Below are 17,893 nucleotides of genomic sequence, written 5' to 3'. Positions count from 1 at the left end.
ACAGAGCTCCCGGGGTGCCGGACCACCGCCGTGCACGACCTACACCGCGTCGCGTACGACCGGGCAGCTCATGCAGCGGGGGCCGCCCCTGCCCCGGCCCAGCTCGCTGCCCGGGATCTCCAGCACCTCGATGCCCTGCTTGCGCAGATGGGTGTTGGTGGTGGCGTTGCGCTCGTAGGCGACGACCACCCCGGGCTCGATGGCCAGCACGTTGCAGCCGTCGTCCCACTGCTCGCGCTCGGCCGCGTGGACGTCCTGGGTGGCGGTGAGGACGCGGATCGCGTCCAGGCCGAGGGCGGCGGCGATGGCTCGGTGCATGTGCTCCGGAGGGTGGTCGGTGACCTTGAGTTCGCGGGGCCCGTCCCCCGGCTCGATGGTGTACGAACGCAGCATGCCGAGACCGGCGTACTGGGTGAAGGTGTCGCCGTCGACCATGGTCATCACGGTGTCCAGGTGCATGAACGCCCGCCGCTTCGGCATGTCCAGCGCCACGATCGTGTGCGCGGAACCGGCGTCGAAGAGCCCGCGCGCCAGCATCTCGACCGCCTGCGGGGTGGTGCGTTCGCTCATCCCGACGAGGACCGCGCCCCGGCCGATCACCAGGACGTCCCCGCCCTCGATGGTCGACGGGTAGTCGTGCTGTCCCTGCGACCAGTGGTGGAAGGCGCCCGCCTCGGGGCCGGTGAAGAGCGGGTGGTGGCGGTAGATCGCCTCGAAGTGGACCGTCTCGCGCTGCCGGGCGGGCCAGCGCATGGCGTTGATGGAGACCCCGTCGTAGATCCAGGCGGAGGTGTCCCGGGTGAAGAGGTGGTTGGGCAGCGGGCCGAGCAGGAAGTCGTCCGGCTCCATGACGTGGAAGCGGACCGAGACCGGCTCGGCGTGCCGGTCCAGGAACTCCCGCTTGGTCATCCCGCCCACCAGCGCCTCGGCCAGCTCCGCCGGGGTCAGCTCCTCGAAGGCCGCCCGCAGGTGCTCGGTGGCCAGCGGGCCGTACTCCTTCTCGTCGAAGACCCGGTCCAGCACCAGCCGGCGGGCCACCGGGACGCCCAGGGCCTCCCGGAGCAGGTCTCCGAAGAGGTGGACCTCGACGCCCCGGTCGCGCAGCAGGTCCGCGAAGCCGTCGTGCTCCTGCCGGGCGCGGCGCACCCAGAGCACGTCGTCGAAGAGGAGCGCGTCCTTGTTGCTCGGGGTGAGCCGCTTCAGTTCCAGATCGGGGCGGTGCAGGATGACGCGGCGCAGCCGCCCGGCCTCGGAGTCGACATGGAATCCCATGTCCTCATCCTCACCGGACGGCACCCGCTTCACCCCGCGAACCGGCCCCCGATCGCGGGGCGTGCGTCACAGCCGGGCCGGCCCCGGCTACAGCCGGGGGTCGACCGGCTCCGATTCCAGGGCGAGGACGGCGAAGACCGCCTCGTGGACCCGCCAGAGCGGCTCGCCCCCGGCCAGCCTGTCCAGCGCCTCAAGACCGAGCGCGTACTCCCGCAGCGCCAGCGACCGCTTGTGGCCGAGGAAGCGGGAGCGCAGCCGCTCCAGATTCTCGGGGCGGGTGTACTCGGGGCCGTAGATGATCCGCAGGTACTCCCGGCCGCGCACCTTGACGCCCGGCTGCACGAGCCGGTCCTTGCCGTCCCGGACGAGAGCGCCGAGCGGCTTGACGACCATGCCCTCGCCACCGCTGCCGGTCATCTCCAGCCACCAGTCGACACCCGCGCGGACGGACGCCTCGTCACCGGTGTCGACGGTGAGCCGACGGGTCACCTGGAGCAGGCCGGTCGGGTCGTGCTCGACCAGCCGGTCCAGCCATCCGAGCTGTGCGTCGTGCGGCTCGCCCGCGAGCGAGCGCCCGCGGACCGCGAGGACCTGGAACGGCGCGAGCCGCACCCCGTCCAGCCCCTCGGTGCTCCAGCAGTAGCGCCGGTACGCCTCGGTGAACGCGGCGGCGTCCCCGGCGCGCTCGCGCTGGCGCCCGGCGAGCGGGGCCACGTCGACACCCCGGCCCGCGGCCGCCTCCAGCGCGGCGAGGGCCGGCGGGAGGGCGGCACCGGCGGCGGCGCCCACGGCGGCGTACTGGGAGCGCAGCAGCCCGCCCGCCTTCAGCGACCACGGCAGGAGTTCCGCGTCGAGCAGCACCCAGTCGGTGTCCCACTCCTCCCAGAGCCCCGCGGCGGTGACGGCGGACCTGATCCGGCCGAGGAGCGTCTCGGTGAGCTCCGTGTCGTCGAGGAACGGCCGCCCGGTACGGGTGTAGAGCGCGCCGGTCGGCCCGTCCGTGCCGAAGCGCTCACGGGCGGCACCGGAGTCCCGGCACACCAGGGCGACCGCGCGCGAACCCATGTGCTTCTCCTCGCACACGACCGTGGCCACACCGTCGGCCCGGTACTGCGCGAACGCCTCGGCCGGGTGCTCCAGGTACCCGTCCTCGCGGGAGGTGGCGGTCGGCGCCATGGTCGGCGGGAGGTACGGCAGCAGCCTCGGGTCGACCGCGAACCGGCTCATCACTTCGAGCGCGGCTGCGGCGTTCTCCTCGCGCACCGAGACCCGGCCCAGGTGACGGGTCTCCACGATCCGCCGGCCGTGGACGTCCCCGAGGTCGAGGGGACGGCCCTCCCTGCCTCCCGGCGCCTCGGAGGCCAGCGGCTTGACCGGCTCGTACCAGACCTTCTCGGCGGGTACGTCGACGATCTCGCGCTCCGGCCAGCGCAGCGCGGTCAGCTTGCCGCCGAACACCGCGCCGGTGTCCAGGCAGAGGGTGTTGTTGACCCAGGAGGCCGTGGGGACCGGGGTGTGGCCGTAGACGACCGCCGCGTGGCCCCGGTACTCCTCGGCCCACGGGTAGCGCACGGGCAGGCCGAACTCGTCGGTCTCGCCGGTGGTGTCGCCGTACAGGGCGTGCGAGCGGACCCGGCCGGAAGTGCGGCCGTGGTACTTCTCGGGCAGCCCGGCGTGGCAGACCACCAGGTCGCCGCCGTCCAGGACGTAGTGGCTGACGAGCCCCTCGACGAACTCCGCCACCTGCTTGCGGAACTCGGGGTCGGTCGCGTCCTCCCGCTCCAGCTGCTCGATGGTCTCGGCCAGGCCGTGGCTGTGCTGGACCTTGCGGCCCTTGAGGTAACGGCCCAGCTTGTTCTCGTGGTTGCCGGGCACGCAGAGGGCGTCGCCCGACGCGACCATGGACATCACCCGGCGCAGCACGCCGGGGCTGTCCGGGCCGCGGTCGACCAGGTCGCCCACGAAGACCGCGGTACGCCCCTCGGGGTGGGTGCCGTCCGCGTAACCGAGCTTGGCGAGCAGGGACTCCAGCTCACTGTGGCAGCCGTGGATGTCGCCGATGATGTCGAACGGGCCGGTGAGGTGGCGCAGGTCGTTGTACCGGCGCTCGCGCTCGACGACCGCCCGGTCGGTCTCCTCCTCGGTGTGCAGCACGTGCACCTTGCGGAAGCCCTCGCGCTCCAGGCCGCGCAGCGAACGGCGCAGCTCGCGCCGGTGACGCTGGACGACGTGGCCCGGCATGTCCGCCCGGTCGGGCCGCTTCGCGTTGCGCGCCCGGCAGACCTCCTCGGGCAGGTCGAGCACGACGGCGACCGGCAGCACGTCGTGCTCCCGGGCCAGCCGGACGAGCTGACGCCGGGACTCGGACTGCACGTTGGTGGCGTCCACCACGGTCAGCCGGCCCGCTTCGAGGCGCTTGCCGACGATGTAGTGCAGGAGGTCGAAGGCGTCGCGGCTCGCGCTCTGGTCGTTCTCGTCGTCGGCCACGAGGCCGCGGCAGAAGTCCGAGGAGACGACCTCGGTGGGCTTGAAGTGGCGGCGCGCGAACGTCGACTTGCCGGAACCGGTGGCCCCGATCAGCACGACGAGCGAGAGGTCGGGCACGGGCAGGGTCCGGGGCCGGGCTGCCGGCGGGGCGGTACCGGTGGTGGCGGTGGCGGCGGTACCGGCGGTGGAGGCGGTGCTCGGGTTGTTTTCGCCGGTGGTGGTGTCGGGGGTGCTGGTGGTGGTGCTGTGGCCTTCGGTGCCGTTGTCGCCGGTGCTGTGGCCTTCGGTGCTGTTGTCGTCGGTGGTCATGCCGCCTTCGCCTCCTTCTCTCTCTCGTTCGTGTTCGCGTGCGTGCTGGTGCGCTTGTCGCTGCTCGCGCTGTCGCTCTCGGCCAGCGTGAACACCGCCATCTGGGTGGGCGGTCCGACCTCCGGATCGTCCGGACCCACAGGGGTGAAGGCGACCGTGTAGCCGTGCCGGTCCGCCACCGTGACCGCCCATTCGCGGAACTCGGCCCGGGTCCACTCGAACCGGTGGTCGCCGTGGCGGACGTGTCCGGCCGGCAGGGTCTCCCAGCGCACGTTGTACTCGACGTTCGGCGTGGTGACGAGCACCGTCCGGGGCCTCGCCGCGCCGAACACCGCGTACTCCAGGGCGGGCAGCCTCGGCAGGTCCAGGTGCTCCACCACCTCGCTGAGCACCGCCGCGTCGTACCCCCGCAGCCCCTTGTCCGTGTACGTGAGCGCGCCCTGACGCAACTCGACCCGGCGGGACTGCCGTTCGCCCATCCGCTCCAGCTTGAGCCGGCGAGCGGCGATGGTGAGCGCACGCATCGACACGTCGACACCGACGATCTCGGTGAACCGCACGTCCTTCAGCATCGCCTGGACCAACTGCCCCTGGCCGCAGCCGAGGTCGAGCACTCTCGACGCCCCGGCCCCGTGCAGCGCCGAAAGGATCGCCTCGCGCCGGTGCTGCGCGAGCGGCACCGGGCGCTCCGGGGTGTCGGTGGACTCGTCCACCGCGTTGTCCACGCTCTCCACGTCGAGGTCGTCCGACTCGGCGAGGCGGACGAGTTCGAGCGCCTGCTCGGCCTGCCGGGTCAGCCCCCAGCGGCGGGAGAGGTAGCGGCTGGTGATCAGCCGGTGCTCCGGGTGCGCGGCGAGCCAGCCCTCACCGGCCCGCAACAGCTTGTCCACCTCGTCGGGCGCCACCCAGTAGTGTTTGGCGTCGTCGAGTACCGGCAGCAGGACGTAGAGCTGACGCAGCGCGTCGGAGAGTCGCAGCTCCCCTTCCAGCACCAGCCGCACGTAACGGGAGTCGCCCCACTCGGGGAACCGCTCGTCCAGCGGTACGGGCTCCACCCCCACGTGCTCCCAGCCGAGCGGCCCGAACAGCTTCCGTACCAGCTCGGCGCCGCCGCGCGCGGGCAGGGCCGGGATCTCGATCCGCAGCGGCAGGGGTGCGGCCACGCGGCCGGGCAGGGCCCGGCAGTCGCCCCGCAGCGCGGACTTGAAGACGGTCGTCATGGCGACGGACATCAGCGAGGAGGCGGCGTACGGACGGTCGTTGACGTATTGCGCGAGCGCCGCGTCGGGTGCTCCGCCCCGTCCCTTGCCCTTGCCGCGCCGGACCAGCGCCACCGGATCGACCTCCAGCAGCAGCGCGGCCGTGCACCGCTCGGGGGACGCCTCGGGGTAGAAGACGTGCGCCGTGCCGTGCGAGGTGGAGAACGTCTGCGCCTTGTCGGGATGCTTGTGCAGCAGGAAGCCGAGGTCGGTCGCGGGAAGTTCCGGGGTTCCGGTGGTACTGATCGTCATGAACACCCGTCCGAGTATCGTCGGCGGGTTCCCTCCTCACCAGGGATTTTCTCCGCGCCACCCGTGTCCGCCGGGTCCCCGCCCGGCGCGGGCCGTGTCAGCCGCCCGAGGCCCCCGGGTCCGCTCCGGGGCCGGTCCCGGCCCCCGGGTCCGCCTCCGCCCCCGGGTCCAGTGAGCGGCCGAGTGCCGCGATCCGCGACGGGCCGACCCTGCAGCATCCGCCGACCAGCCGTGCCCCGGACCGCGTCCAGGCGCGGACTTGATCCGGGTCGCCGAAGGTGCTCGCGCCCGTCCACCGGCGCCGCCGCGCGTCCCACCGCTCCCCGCTGTTGGGGTAGACGACCACCGGCTTGCCGGTGGTCTCCGCCGCACACCGGACGGCTGCCTCCGCGTCCGCCGGGTCGCAGCAGTTGACCCCGACCGCGATCACCTGGTCGTTCCCCGCGGCCTCGGCGAAGGCCGCCCGCAACGGCTGCCCGGCCCGGGTCAGCCCGCCCGCGACGGTGTACGAGAGCCAGACCGGGATGCCGGTACCCGCGACGGCCCGGAGCAGGGCCCGTGCCTCGTCCATGTCCGGCACCGTCTCCAGCGCCAGCACGTCCGGCCCGGCCGCGGCCAGCGCTTCCACCCGGGGGCGGTGGAACCGCTCCAGCTCCGCGACGGAGAGGCCGTAGCCGCCCCGGTACTCGCTGCCGTCCGCCAGCATCGCCCCGTACGGCCCGACCGAGGCGGCCACCCAGGTCTCGCCTTCGCGGCGGTCGCCCGCGCGGCGGGCCAGTTCCACGCTCCGCGCGAGCAGTTCCGCCGCCCGGAGGGGTCCGATCCCCCGGCGGGCGAACCCCTCGAACGTCGCCTGGTAGCTGGCCGTGATGAGCACCTGCGCGCCCGCCCGCACGTACGCCCCGTGCGCGGCTTCGATCTGCTCGGGCGCGTCCGCCAGCAGCCTCGCCGACCACAGCGCGTCGGACAGCTCGCACCCCTGGGCCTCCAACTGGTTGGAGAGCCCTCCGTCGAGCACCACCGGGCCCTCGGCGAGGACCTCGGCGAGCGGTCTGCGGACGGGGCGCACAGGTACTCCTTCTCCGGCGCGGCGGCTCGGCCCCTCGGTCGGCGGCCGGCCCGGTGGCTCAGGCCAGCTGGGACTGGACCTGCGAGGAGATCAGCTCCAGGTGGTCCAGGTCGTCGAGGTCGAGGACCTGGAGGTAGATCCGCGAGGACCCGACCGCCGCGAACTGCCCGATCTTGTCGACCACTTCGGCCGGCGAGCCAGCGAGGCCGTTCGCCTTCAGCTCCTCCACGTCCCGGCCGATCGCGGCGGCCCGGCGGGCCACCTCCGCGTCGTCCTTGCCGACGCAGACCACGAGGGCGTTGGAATACACCAGGTCGTCGGGGGCGCGTCCTGCCGCCTTGGCCGCCTCCCGTACCCGGCCGAACTGCTTCTCCGTGTCCTCCAGCGAGGCGAACGGGATGTTGAACTCGTCCGCGTACCGCGCGGCCAGCCGCGGGGTACGGACCGCGCCGTGCCCGCCGATCAGCACCGGCACCTTGGCCTGGGCCGGCTTGGGCAGCGCGGGCGAGTCGGTGAGCTGGTAGTAGGTGCCGTCGTAGTCGAAGGTCTTGCCGACCTCGGTGGCCCACAGGCCGGTGATGATGGCGAGCTGCTCCTCCAGGCGCCCGAACTTCTCCTTCGGGAAGGGGATGCCGTACGCCTTGTGCTCCTCCTCGAACCAGCCGGCTCCCAGGCCCAGTTCGACCCGCCCGCCGGACATCTGGTCGACCTGGGCGACCTGGATGGCGAGCACGCCGGGCAGTCGGAAGGTGCCCGCCGTCATGAGTGTGCCGAGGCGGATGCGCTTGGTCTCGCGGGCCAGACCTGCCAGCGTGATCCAGGCGTCGGTCGGGCCCGGCAGGCCGTCACCGGACCCCATGCGCAGGTAGTGGTCGGAGCGGTAGAAGGCGTCGAAGCCGAGGTCTTCCGTGGCCTTGGCGACGGTCAGCAGGGTGTCGTAGCTCGCCCCTTGCTGGGGCTCGGTGAAAATGCGCAGATCCATGCTTCCATCCTGCCTCTTCCCGCCCTGCTCCCCTCGCACGGGCCTGCCCCCGACACACCCCGGACACGGGACGGGCCCCGGACAGGCCGAGCGCCCCGCCACCGGTACTCACTCCCCCAGGAATGTCGTCACACCGCCGTCTGCGGGGCGACGGCACCGTGACGACACTCTCCACACCCCCGCACTAACCCCGCACCGCGCCGTACGGGCCGTCCCGCTCCCTCGCCCGCTCCCGCGCCTGTTCGGTGAGGCGGGCGAGCATGCCCCGCACCCGGTCCATCGATTCGTCGGCGGCGTCTATCGCCTCGATGCACTGCCAGTAGAGGGTGTCCTCGCCGGTGTCGCAGGCGACCCCGACGAGAGCCATGCCGGCCTCGCCGAGCAGCAGCGCCAGAGCGGCGAGGGTCCGCGACACGTCGGCCACCTCCGTGAGGCGGGCCGCCCGCGCCTGTCCGGTCAGGAACACCGGCGCATCCGGTGCGGACCAGTCCCGCCCACCGATCTCACCGAGCCCACGCGCGTCACCGCGTAACTCGGCGGGCCCGGCGGCGGCCAGCCGGTCGCCGATGGCCCGAGCGAGCGCCTGGGCCTGCCACGCCTCGGTCATGATGTCCGCCGCGCCCCGGCTCTCCGCCAGCGCGCGCCGTCCGATCCCGACCAGTCGTTCCGCTTCCATTCGGTCCCCCGTCACTACGAAAACCCGGTCACCTAGTCCATTACCCACAGTGAGGTAGGCGGTACCGAAAGGACAGAGGAATTCGGAAATCTGTGGATACACAGTCGATTGTGGAAAAGCTGATCACTCCGAAGAGTGATGCTCAGGGGCGCCGGGCCGTCCCGGGACCGGAAAACGGGTCTCGTTCCGGTCGATCTTCGCCGACAGCGCCGCCAGCGCATCCACTCCGAGGACCGCACAGAACTGGAGCAGATAGGCCAGGACGTCGGCCACTTCGTCCTCCACCCGGTGCGCCGTCCCCGGGTCGGACATCACCGCCACCGCCTGTTCCGGGGTCATCCACTGGAAGATCTCCAGCAGTTCGGAGGCTTCGACGCTCAAGGCAGCAGCCAGATTCTTGGGGGTGTGGTACTGCCCCCACTCCCTGGACTCGGCGAACGCGACGAGTCGTCGCTGGAGTTGTGTCACATCGAGATCGTTCACCCGGACAGGTCTACCACTGTCGCGCCGTCCGTCCGGGCGGCCAGATCCACCACGGTCGCGCCCTCCGTCCGGGCGGCCAGGGCGGCGCCCGTCTCCCCCACCGTGCCGATCATCCTCAGGTGTCCGTCGGCGCAGATCCCGGCGGCGAGCCGGAGCAGTCCGGCCGCCTGGCGCCCGTCCAGGCCCCGGTCGAACCCGTCGGTCAGCACGGTGAGCGCGCGCATGGCCCAGGGGATCTCGTCCGGGGTATTCACCTCCAGCACATGGGGGCCCGTCAGCAGCACCAGCGCGAGGGCGAGATAGCGCAGTTCGCCGTCGCCGAGGCGGCCCATCGGGGTGGTGCGCCCGGGGCCGCGCCCCACCAGCGCCTCCACCGTGCCGTCCGCCAGATCCCGTGTGGTCAGCCCGGTCACCGGCCCCGCGCACCCGGCCGCCGCCGTGGCCACCAGCCGGGCGTGCCGCTGCGCGCACTGCGTACGGGTCCTGGCCAGCACCGCGGCGAGGTTGTCGCAGCCGGGGCGCAGGCGGCCCTCCCCGGCCCGGACCGGTCCGCGCATCCCCCGGGGCAGCGGATCGCAGGGGAAGGCGGAGTGCAGGCCCACCACCACCTGCTCGGCGGCGGCGAGTACGCGTAACTGGCCCTCGGTGGTGCCCGCGACCCGCAGCGGCAGCAGCGCCGTGGCCAGCCGGCCGTCCGGGAGGGGAGCCCGGGTCACCGGCACCTGGCCGGCCGTGTGCCAGGCGGCCTGCACGGTGGAGCGGCTCGGGTCGCGCAGCGCGGTGGTGAGCAGGGTCTGCCCGCCCGCCGCGAGCCGCTCGCCCACGATGCGCAGGGACGGCTCGGCCTGGACGGCCACGTCGAGCCGGACCGGTCCGGCCGGGCCGTCGACGGTGCAGCCGATGCGGAACCCGCGTCTGCCCTCGGAATCGGCCACCGCGCGCTCGGGCACGCAGGAGACGGGATCGGGGAACACCTCTTCCAGCGCGTCGCCCGCGCCGAGCCGGGCCAGCGCCTCGTAGGCCCGCAGGGCGGAGGACGCGCCGCTGCCGCTGGGGCCGGTGAGCAGGGTCAACGGCCCCAGGGGAAGGGTTCTGCGCCGGTGCGAGGCGAAGGCGGCGAGCCGCAGTTCGGTGACGACGGGGCGGACGGGCCGGGCCGGTGGGCCGGGTGCGGTACGGGGCGGACAGACGCGGGTCGTACCCGGAGGAGGGGCGGTGGTGGTCATGACCGGACCGTACGCACGGCGCCGGTGGGCGAACCGTTTTGCCCGGACAAGCTTCCTACGATTGAGGGATGCCCGCCGGGGTGACCCCCTCGACCTCCATGCCGATCGGGGCGAGCAGGAAGACGTTCCGGTCCACCCGGTGCATACCGCTGCCGAGCCCGAAGACGACCCCGCTGCTGAAATCGAGGATGCGCTTGGCCACGTCCGTCTCGGCCGCCGTCAGATCGAGCAGGACCGGTACCTGCGCGACGAGGTACTCGGCCACCTCGCGGGCGTCGGAGAAGACCTGGACCCGCAGCACCACCAGTCGGCGCTGCTCCTCGGCGCTGTCCTGCCGGACCGCGCCGTGATCGACACGGGACGGCCACTCGTTGCGGCCCCGCAGCGGTACCACCTGGGCCAGGCCCTCCCACTGTGCGTCAGTGGCGTCGTACCTGTCGTACCTGCTCACAGGGTCACCTCGTCCGTGTGCCGGTCGACGGTCCACCGGCTGCGCTCGCTGTTCATCGGGCAATCCTCTCGTCCTTCACCCGTTCGGCCCACCAGCGACACGGCCGGGAATCCGATCCTCCGGATCGGCCCCGCCACGTGCCGGGTCGGCTCCGGACGAGGCATCAACGTAGCCCGAGACGACTCGGTCGATCCAGTCGCCGTGCCCCGCGCCGTTCCGGGGTGCCGGTCGGGCGGCCCGCGCCCTCGCTCGCGCCCGGAACCGAACACTCCTCCACGGGTTCGTCACAGAGGCGTCACTGGCGGAACACAGCGCTCCATAGCCGCAGTTCATGCCGATACGGTCATGTCTCCACGAACCACGCAGGGAGACACATGTCGCACGAGCAGCCCGGATACGGACAGCAGCCGGGGTACGGACAGCAGCCGGGTCCCGGTCAGCAGCCCGGGTGGGTAGCGCCGCCGGCGCCCAAAAAGGGCAAGGCCGGGAAGATCATCGGCTTCGGGTGTCTGGGGATCGTCGGGTTCCTCGTGGTGATCGTCGCCCTCGTCGCCACTCTCTCGTCGGGCGGTGACGACCCGTCCGCCAAGGACGCCGAGGACACCGGCAAACCGGCCGCCACCGCGAAGGCACGGTCCGGCGAGGACGGAGCGAGTTCCGGCACGTCGGAGGGGAAGCCGGCCACGGAGGGACCGGTGACCGTCGTGGCGAAGGCCGTCGCGTTCAAGAAGGGAGTCCTCGCCGAGGGCGACGACTACACCAGCGTCGAGGTCACCGTCACCAACTCCGGGGACGAGGACATCGACGTGAACCCCCTCTACTTCACGATCACCGACACCGGCGGCGGCAAGCACACGGCTGAACTCGGCGTGGACGAGGACCAGATCGAGATGGTCACGCTCGCCCCGGGCGAGAACCTCACGGGCACCGTCACCGGTGCGGGCGCGTTCACCGCCAAGTACGTCACCTTCAGCGACGGGCTGCTGGGCGACAGCATCCGCGGCAACGTCTCCTGACCGCGCGGCGCGGCCCCCGCGAATCCGCCTGCCCGGGCCCCTGCCGGGGCCGTCTCATCCGAGGCCGAGGTGGATCCTCTTGTCCCTGACGGGGATGAGGCAGCGGCTCTCCCCGCAGGCTCCGTAGCTGACGACCACGTCGGCCCCCCGGAGGGCTCCACGGGGGGCGCTTCGGGAGGGGGTCCGGCGGACCGGCAGGGTGAAGGTCACCGGTCCGTCCGGGTAGACGGGGAGTGCGGCGGTGAGTCCCGCCGGGCGCAGGAGGACGACCTCGCGGTCGGCCGTCGGTTGGCCCGCGGCGGCGAGGCCCCCCTCCACGGAGAGCCGGGTCGGGATGCCCGCACCGGCGGCACCGCCGTCGGGCAGGTCGATGCCGTAGACGTGGAACCCCGGCTGCCGCGGGGCGAAGGTCGCCCGGAGCCGCTGCTCGCCGCGACCGTCGCCAGGGAGGAGGGTGACCGTCACGGTGACCCCGTTCTCCGTCGCGTGGGCCGTCGGCGCGGGCGCCTCGCCCGCGCCGCACCCGCCGAGGAGCAGGCTCGCCGCTGCGGCGCCGGCCACGAGGGTCAGCGACCCGGCGCAGGGGGATGCGGAAGCTCCCCTCACCGGTCGGCGGCCTGCTCCGGAACGAAGGCCGGCAGCAGCCCCTGCTCGATGTCCCGTGCCAGCGCGGCTACTTCGAACATCGCCTCGAAAACGCCGCCCTGCTCGGCACCGTCCAGATGCCGGTACTCGGTGCCGACCGTCACCGCGAGCCGCTCGGGCAGGCCCAGATCGGGGTGGCGGTTCTCGGCGACGATCCGGCGGGCCGCCACCGGTGCGGGGATTCCGGCCGCGTGGTAGGCGTGGGCACGCTCGCGCACATGGCCGAGGTAGTCGATGTGGTCACGGACTCCGGACGGGCCGAGCAGCGGACCGTGGCCCGGCACGATGGTCTCCGCGCCGGTCGCCAGGACGGTTTCGCACGCCTCGACCACCTGCGCGAGCGGACCTGCCCAGTGGCACGGGTGGTCGCCGGGCCGCTCGGGTGTGGAGCCGAAGATCACGTCGCCGGTGAACACCGTGCCGTGGTCCGGCAGGTGGACGATCAGGTCGCCGGTGGTGTGGGCGGGCGGCAGCGCCGTGATGCGTACCGGGTGGCCGTCCAGGGTCAGTTCGAGCTCTCCGGTGAAGTACGTGGTCGGTACGACCGGTTCGGTCTCCGACCAGTCGAACGGGCCGAAGTGCCGGGACAGGTAGGCCCCGAGGGGCGTGTCCGGGTCGCCGGAGGCGATCAGGGAGTGCTGCTGCTGCGGCGAGGGCTCGAAGTGGATGTGCTCGCGGGCGCCGCGCGTGACGATGATCTCGGCGTCCGGTACGACTCCGGCACCCCAGAAGTGGTCGCCGTTGGCGTGGGTGACGATCACCCGGTCGACCGAAACGCCCTCGGGCAGTCGTTCCTGACTGTCCGCCAGGAACTGCCCGGCCAGCGTCCGGTCGTAGGGGGTGTCGATCCACAGTGCCCCCTTCGGCGTGGCGAGCAGGCCGCAGTTGGCCAGTCCCCAGCCCCGGTCCGGCGGCAGCCAGACGTGCAGTCCCCGGCCCAGCTCGACGAAGTCCCCACCCGTGATCGACATGGTGCGATTATGCCGCGCGGGGCGGACACGCCGTGCGCTCCCGCCCCGGAAACCACACCCGCGCGTGACGGAGGGCCGGGTGGCGTTCGTGTCCTCCCGGCCCTCCTGGTGGTGGAATCAGGCGTTCCCGCGCGCCGGCCGTGTCAGGACTCCTCGAAGTAGGCGTCCAGGACCACGTCGAGCTCCTCGGGCCACTCCTTGAGCCGCTTGCGGCTCTCCGCGACCACCTCGCCGTTGAACCAGCGGCGCGAGGAGACGTGGACGGTGAGGGTGAACCTGCGAGCCGTACGCGCCGTCTTCACCTCGACCGCGGAGACCTCGGACCACTCGAAGTCGGCCTGCTGGTCGTCGAGGGTGAAGCGGATTCCCGACTTGTCCACGCGGATGGACCCGCGCCGGTCGCTGATCTCGAAGACCGGCGCACCGGACTCGTCGGCGTCATCGTCGGCGACGGAATGGTCGGCGGCGGACTCATCGTCGGACGTCTTGTCGGAGTCGTCGCCGGACGTCTTGTCGGACTTCTCGACGACGGCCTCCTCCGGGGCGTCGGATGCCCCGGAGAGCTCCGCCGGGACAGCGTCCTGAACGCCGTCCGCGGTGTCCTCGGAGACGTCGGTCACCCCGGCGTCGCTGTCCGTGGCGTCCGACGCTTCCGCCGGCGCCGCGGACTCCTCGTCGTCCTCCGTCCCCGTCCGCACCGGAACGGGGGCCGTGAGGCCGGGAATGTACGCCGGGTCGGTTCCCGCGGCGAACTCGGGCTTCGTGTTTGAATCGATACTCTGCTCCACGGCGGGCAGTATGGTCCACGAACCTGTACGAGAACCAGTCACACCCCTCCCGACCGGCGACCTGTGGCGCGGTCGGCGCGATGAAGGCGATGGGTCCGGCCACCGTGAGGTACGGGAAAGCGTCGCTCCCACACGCTGAACGCGCGGGAGCGACGCAGGTGCCGTCCCTGTCCGCCGCCCTACAGGGAGCAGCTCTTCCCGCCGAGGGTGAAGGCGGTCGGGGCGCCGTTGCTCCCGGTCCAGCTGCCGGTGAATCCGAAGGACGCCGACGAACCGACCGCGAGCTTGCCGTTCCAGCCGGCGTCGGTGGCCGTCACCGCCGCGCCGGACTGCTGGACGGTGGCGTTCCAGGCCTGGGATATCTGCTGCCCGCCCGGGAAGCTCCAGGCGAGTTTCCAGCCGTCGATCGCCGTGTCACCGGTGTTGGTGAGGGTGACGTCGCCCTGGAAGCCGCCGGACCACTGGTTGGTGATCTTGTAGGTCACCTTGCAGGCGGCACCGGCCGGGGTGCCGGGGTCGGTCCCGGGGTCCGTGCCCGGATCGGTACCGGGGTCGGTGCCGGGGTCGGTGGTACCGGTGTCACCGGCCGCGGAGTCGCCGTAGAGGATGCCGCGCCCGTTCGTGGAGACGTACACCCGGCCGAAGATCCGCGGGTCGCCGGTGATCGCGCCGCCGGTCCAGCCCCACTGGTGGGCGTCGTCGTTGATCCGGGTCCAGCTCGCGCCCGCGTCGGTGGACCGGAAGATGCCGCGCACCCCGCCGATCTTCGCGCTGGTGAACAGCGTCTGGTACGAGGCGCCTTGGGCCGCCTTGCCGAAGCCGATGGAGTCCGCCTGCGCCACGTTGGACAGCTTGGTGAAGGTGGCACCGGAGTCGGTGGAGTGCCAGAGGCCGTACGTACCGGTGGTCGCGCCGCCGGCCAGCCAGACGTCGCCCTCGATACCGGGGACGGCCTTGAACCGGACGTTGCCCTCGGCCGGGAGGCCGGTGGAGGGCTTCGCGGTGAAGGTGGCGCCGGAGTCGGTGGAGACGTAGAAGACACCGGACTTGTAGCCGTAGAACTTCTTCGGGTTCTTGCGGTCCGACTCCACGGTGGCGCCGGCCGGGATGCCGGTGGAGGCCGTCCAGGACGAGCCGAAGCCGGTGGTGCGGTACACCCCGGTGCCCGCCGGGCTCCAGACGAAGGAGCTGCCGTCCGCCGCCGCCGCGACCGTGCCGCCGCCGGTGACGCCCGAGGGGTCGGTGCCGCCGAACCAGTTGGCGCCGTTGTCGGTCGAGAACGCGACGTGCGGCGCGGCGTCCGCGTCACCCACGCGCACCACGGTGTTGGGGGACGCCTCGGCGAAGTCGAGGCTGGTGGAGGAGGTGAAGTTGGGCGAGGTGTACATCATGGCGGGCACGGCGTCGAGATTCGTGTGCCGGAAGCCGCCGACGTCGAGCATGGCGCTGAGCAGCGGGGCGCCTGAGGGCGGGCTCGCGAGGTCGTTGACGGAGGTCTCCTCGATCCCCTTCACCATCGGTGTGATCTTGAACTGGGTTCCGGTGTCCCAGTTCTTGAGGTTCTCGGTGCCGTAGAGCGTGGCCCCGGTGCCGTACATCATGCGGTTGGAGTCGAACGGGTCGATCTCCAGGGACTCCGTCATCCAGCCGAGCTTCGGACTGGTCTCGGGCGGCGAGGGGTTGGCGCCCCAGGTGAGCCAGGGCACCGAGGAGACGTCCTGGGTGTAGCGGGTGGAGCGGTTGGGGTAACTCGTGTACTCCCAGGCGGTGGTCCAGGTCGCGCCGCTGTCGGTGGACCGGAAGATCTGGGTGTCCGGCCACCAGGAGCTGTAGGCGGTCGCCATCAGCGTGCCGGGCTTCTGCCGGTCCACGGTGAGGCCGCTGAAGCCGTAGTAGGTGTCGGCCTCGGCGACCGGGCTGACGTCGAGCCAGGTGCCGGTGGCGGTGTCGTAGCGGGCGATCTTCCCCTTGCCGCCGTCGTACGGGCCGCCGGTGTCGCTCAGCGAGAGGTAGAGGTAGCCGGTGCCCTCGTCCAGGACGCCCTTGTGGGCCAGGTAGCCGGTGGGCTGTCCGGCGATCCGCGTCCAGGTGGCACCGGCGTCGGTGGAGCGGTAGACGGTGTTGTCCTTGTCCGCCACGCCGACGTAGATGTTCTTGGTCGCCGTCCCGGAGGTGCCGCCGCGCCCGTCGAACGTCACCCAGGTCACGCCCTGGTTGTCGTTGCCGTAGCCGCTGGTGTCGGACGGGTCCTGGGCGTAGTTGCCGGGATTGGTGAAGGAGGTGACCTTGGACCAGGTGGCACCCGAATCGGTGGACCGCCACAGGCCGTTGCCGCTCGGGGCGCCGAGGTAGAGCACCGAGTTCTTGTGCGGGTCGACGGCGAGCCGCTCACCCATCCCGCGCCCGGGCATGTTGCCGCCGAGCTTGAAGGGGAGCACCGAGGGCGTCCAGGTGGCGCCCCGGTCGGTGGAGCGCAGCACCGCGCCGTTGTTGGGGTCCCAGCTGTTGGTGTACGTGCCGGCCGCGACGTACACATTGTTCGGCTGGACCGGGTCGGAGGCGAGGCTCACCACGCCGGTGTAGCCCCAGTGGTCCCAGTCCACCGAGTCCAGCAGCGGCTTCCACTGCTTGCCCGACTGGTCCCAGCGGTACGCGCCGCCGATGTCGGTACGGGCGTAGGCGAGGTTCTTCTCGCTCCGGTTGAAGACGATGCCCGGCACGAAACCGCCGCCGTCGACGCGGACGTTCTTCCAGGTGTACGAGTCCGCCGCCAGGGTGGTGGCCGACGACAGATCGGATGCTTCCGCCGTGGTGGCGTCGCTCAGCGACGTCCGGGACTGCGCCACCGAGGGCGTGGCTAGTCCTGACAAGCCTGCTGCCAAGGCGAACGCCGTCAGGAGGGCGGCAAAGGGTCTGGCTCTCAAGCGCACGGAAAAGTCCTCTCCGAGCTGGACCGCCACACGGGTGGCAGTGGGCCGATGCGGGTGGTGGGAGCGCTCCCAAACGCAGCCCGATGGTAGCGGCGCACGGCATCACGGAGAAGGGGTGGGACATGAGGTCATCGGATGAATTCGGTGGGAGCCGCGCGGAGTTGGGTACGCGCCCGACATCATTCGCAAAGGCGGCGGCGCGGCTTCCCTGCATTCCGCTCCGGGAAACCGCACCTGTCCGCGGCGACCGGTGAGGTCAGCGGCTGGTGTAGCCGGCGTCCACGTGGATGACCGAGCCGGTGACGTACGAGGCCTGGTCGGAGGCGAGCCACAGGCTGGCCTGGGCGACCTCGCGGGGCTGGCCGAAGCGGTTCAGCAGGCTGAGCTGCGGAGCGTACTCCTCCTCGGTGAAGCCGAACTGGTCCAGCGCGCCGCGCAGCATCGGGGTGTCGATGGCACCGGGCGCGACCGCGTTGACGCGGATGTTCTGCGCGCCGTACTCCATGGCGGCGGTCTTGGTCAGACCGTTCACGCCGTGCTTGGCGGCGACGTAGGCCGGGTTGGCGGGCTGCGGGCGGAACCCGCTGACCGAGGAGATGTTGACGATCGAGCCGCCGTCGCCCTGCGCGATGAGCTGCTGGAGCTCGTACTTGAGGCAGAGCGCGTTGCCCTTGAGGTCGACCGACATCAGCCGGTCCCAGTAGTCCTCGTCGAACTCCGCGGTGAGCTTGTCGTCCGGAGTCAGCGCGGCGTTGTTCACCGCGACGTCCAGGCGGCCGAAGGCGGCCACGGCGGCCTCGACCATGCCCTTGACCTGGGCACTGTCGGCTATGTTCACCTGGTGGAAGACGGCGGTGCCACCGGCCGCCTCGATCTCCGCGACGACCGCGCGACCGCGCTCCTCGTTCATGTCGGCCGCGACCACCTTGGCGCCCGCTTCGGCGAACAGGATCGCGGTGGCGGCGCCCATGCCCATGGCGGCGCCGGTGACGATGGCCACCTTGCCTTCGAGTACCGGGAATGTCATGTCCGTACCTCTTTCTTCACCCCGCGCCCCGGCAATGGAACGCGGGAAGT

The 17,893-nt window shown here is 72.0% G+C and carries 15 protein-coding genes; 1 reads left to right on the top strand and 14 read right to left on the bottom strand.

Annotation, left to right across the window (positions count from 1 at the left end):
- Positions 1–39: 39 nt before the first annotated feature.
- The 9 genes from OHA55_RS25965 to OHA55_RS25925 form a co-directional block, all read right to left on the bottom strand.
- The gene (locus OHA55_RS25965; RefSeq protein ID WP_266710064.1) at positions 40–1,272 is read right to left on the bottom strand and encodes an arginine deiminase; all 1,233 of its coding nucleotides are present in this window, start codon (positions 1,270–1,272) and stop codon (positions 40–42) included.
- Between the two features lie 87 nt (positions 1,273–1,359).
- A complete protein-coding gene (locus OHA55_RS25960) occupies positions 1,360–4,068 on the bottom strand; it encodes a polynucleotide kinase-phosphatase (protein ID WP_266710063.1) in 2,709 nt (902 codons plus the stop codon).
- The gene (locus tag OHA55_RS25955; RefSeq protein ID WP_266710062.1) at positions 4,065–5,585 is read right to left on the bottom strand and encodes a 3' terminal RNA ribose 2'-O-methyltransferase Hen1; all 1,521 of its coding nucleotides are present in this window, start codon (positions 5,583–5,585) and stop codon (positions 4,065–4,067) included. Before OHA55_RS25955 ends, OHA55_RS25960 begins: the two co-directional genes overlap by 4 nt.
- Before the next feature lie 91 nt (positions 5,586–5,676).
- Entirely contained in the window at positions 5,677–6,648 is a 972-nt protein-coding gene (mmuM, locus tag OHA55_RS25950; RefSeq protein ID WP_266710061.1) for a homocysteine S-methyltransferase, read from the bottom strand.
- Positions 6,649–6,706: 58 nt separating this feature from the next.
- Complete coding sequence (locus OHA55_RS25945; protein WP_266710060.1) at positions 6,707–7,630, bottom strand: LLM class F420-dependent oxidoreductase; 924 nt, start codon at positions 7,628–7,630, stop codon at positions 6,707–6,709.
- Positions 7,631–7,814: 184 nt separating this feature from the next.
- Positions 7,815–8,306, bottom strand: coding sequence for a DUF6099 family protein (locus OHA55_RS25940; protein WP_266710059.1), 492 nt, complete (start codon positions 8,304–8,306; stop codon positions 7,815–7,817).
- Positions 8,307–8,429: 123 nt separating this feature from the next.
- Positions 8,430–8,789, bottom strand: coding sequence for a nucleotide pyrophosphohydrolase (locus OHA55_RS25935; RefSeq protein WP_266710058.1), 360 nt, complete (start codon positions 8,787–8,789; stop codon positions 8,430–8,432).
- Positions 8,786–10,015 carry an ATP-binding protein gene (locus OHA55_RS25930; protein ID WP_266710057.1) on the bottom strand — a complete coding sequence of 410 codons (1,230 nt, stop codon included), beginning with the start codon at positions 10,013–10,015 and terminating at the stop codon, positions 8,786–8,788. Before OHA55_RS25930 ends, OHA55_RS25935 begins: the two co-directional genes overlap by 4 nt.
- Positions 10,016–10,070: 55 nt before the next feature.
- Complete coding sequence (locus OHA55_RS25925) at positions 10,071–10,466, bottom strand: cell division protein SepF (RefSeq protein ID WP_266710056.1); 396 nt, start codon at positions 10,464–10,466, stop codon at positions 10,071–10,073.
- A 374-nt stretch (positions 10,467–10,840) separates the two neighbouring features.
- Here OHA55_RS25925 and OHA55_RS25920 point away from each other — a divergent pair, with 374 nt between their 5' ends.
- The gene (locus OHA55_RS25920; RefSeq protein ID WP_266710055.1) at positions 10,841–11,482 is read left to right on the top strand and encodes a DUF4352 domain-containing protein; all 642 of its coding nucleotides are present in this window, start codon (positions 10,841–10,843) and stop codon (positions 11,480–11,482) included.
- A gap of 54 nt (positions 11,483–11,536) precedes the next feature.
- On the opposite strand, the gene OHA55_RS25915 is transcribed toward OHA55_RS25920, so the two are convergent.
- The 5 genes from OHA55_RS25915 to OHA55_RS25895 all read right to left on the bottom strand — a co-directional run bounded on the left by OHA55_RS25915 (position 11,537) and on the right by OHA55_RS25895 (position 17,843).
- Positions 11,537–12,043 carry a hypothetical protein gene (locus tag OHA55_RS25915; protein WP_266710054.1) on the bottom strand — a complete coding sequence of 169 codons (507 nt, stop codon included), beginning with the start codon at positions 12,041–12,043 and terminating at the stop codon, positions 11,537–11,539.
- Between the two features lie 41 nt (positions 12,044–12,084).
- Positions 12,085–13,098 (bottom strand): MBL fold metallo-hydrolase, encoded by a 1,014-nt coding sequence (locus tag OHA55_RS25910; protein ID WP_266710053.1) that lies wholly within the window; start codon positions 13,096–13,098, stop codon positions 12,085–12,087.
- Positions 13,099–13,241: 143 nt separating this feature from the next.
- Positions 13,242–13,886, bottom strand: coding sequence for a hypothetical protein (locus OHA55_RS25905; protein WP_266710052.1), 645 nt, complete (start codon positions 13,884–13,886; stop codon positions 13,242–13,244).
- 179 nt (positions 13,887–14,065) lie between these two features.
- On the bottom strand, positions 14,066–16,711 hold the full coding sequence (locus OHA55_RS25900; protein WP_266711166.1) for a cellulose binding domain-containing protein: 2,646 nt from the start codon (positions 16,709–16,711) through the stop codon (positions 14,066–14,068).
- 361 nt (positions 16,712–17,072) lie between these two features.
- Positions 17,073–17,843, bottom strand: a complete 771-nt coding sequence (locus OHA55_RS25895) for an SDR family NAD(P)-dependent oxidoreductase (RefSeq protein WP_266710051.1) — start codon at positions 17,841–17,843, stop codon at positions 17,073–17,075.
- Between the last annotated feature and the right edge of the window lie 50 nt (positions 17,844–17,893).

The organism is Streptomyces sp. NBC_00102 (assembly GCF_026343115.1).
Classification (GTDB): Bacteria; Actinomycetota; Actinomycetes; order Streptomycetales; family Streptomycetaceae; genus Streptomyces.
This window is presented reverse-complemented; position numbering and strand designations above follow the sequence as displayed.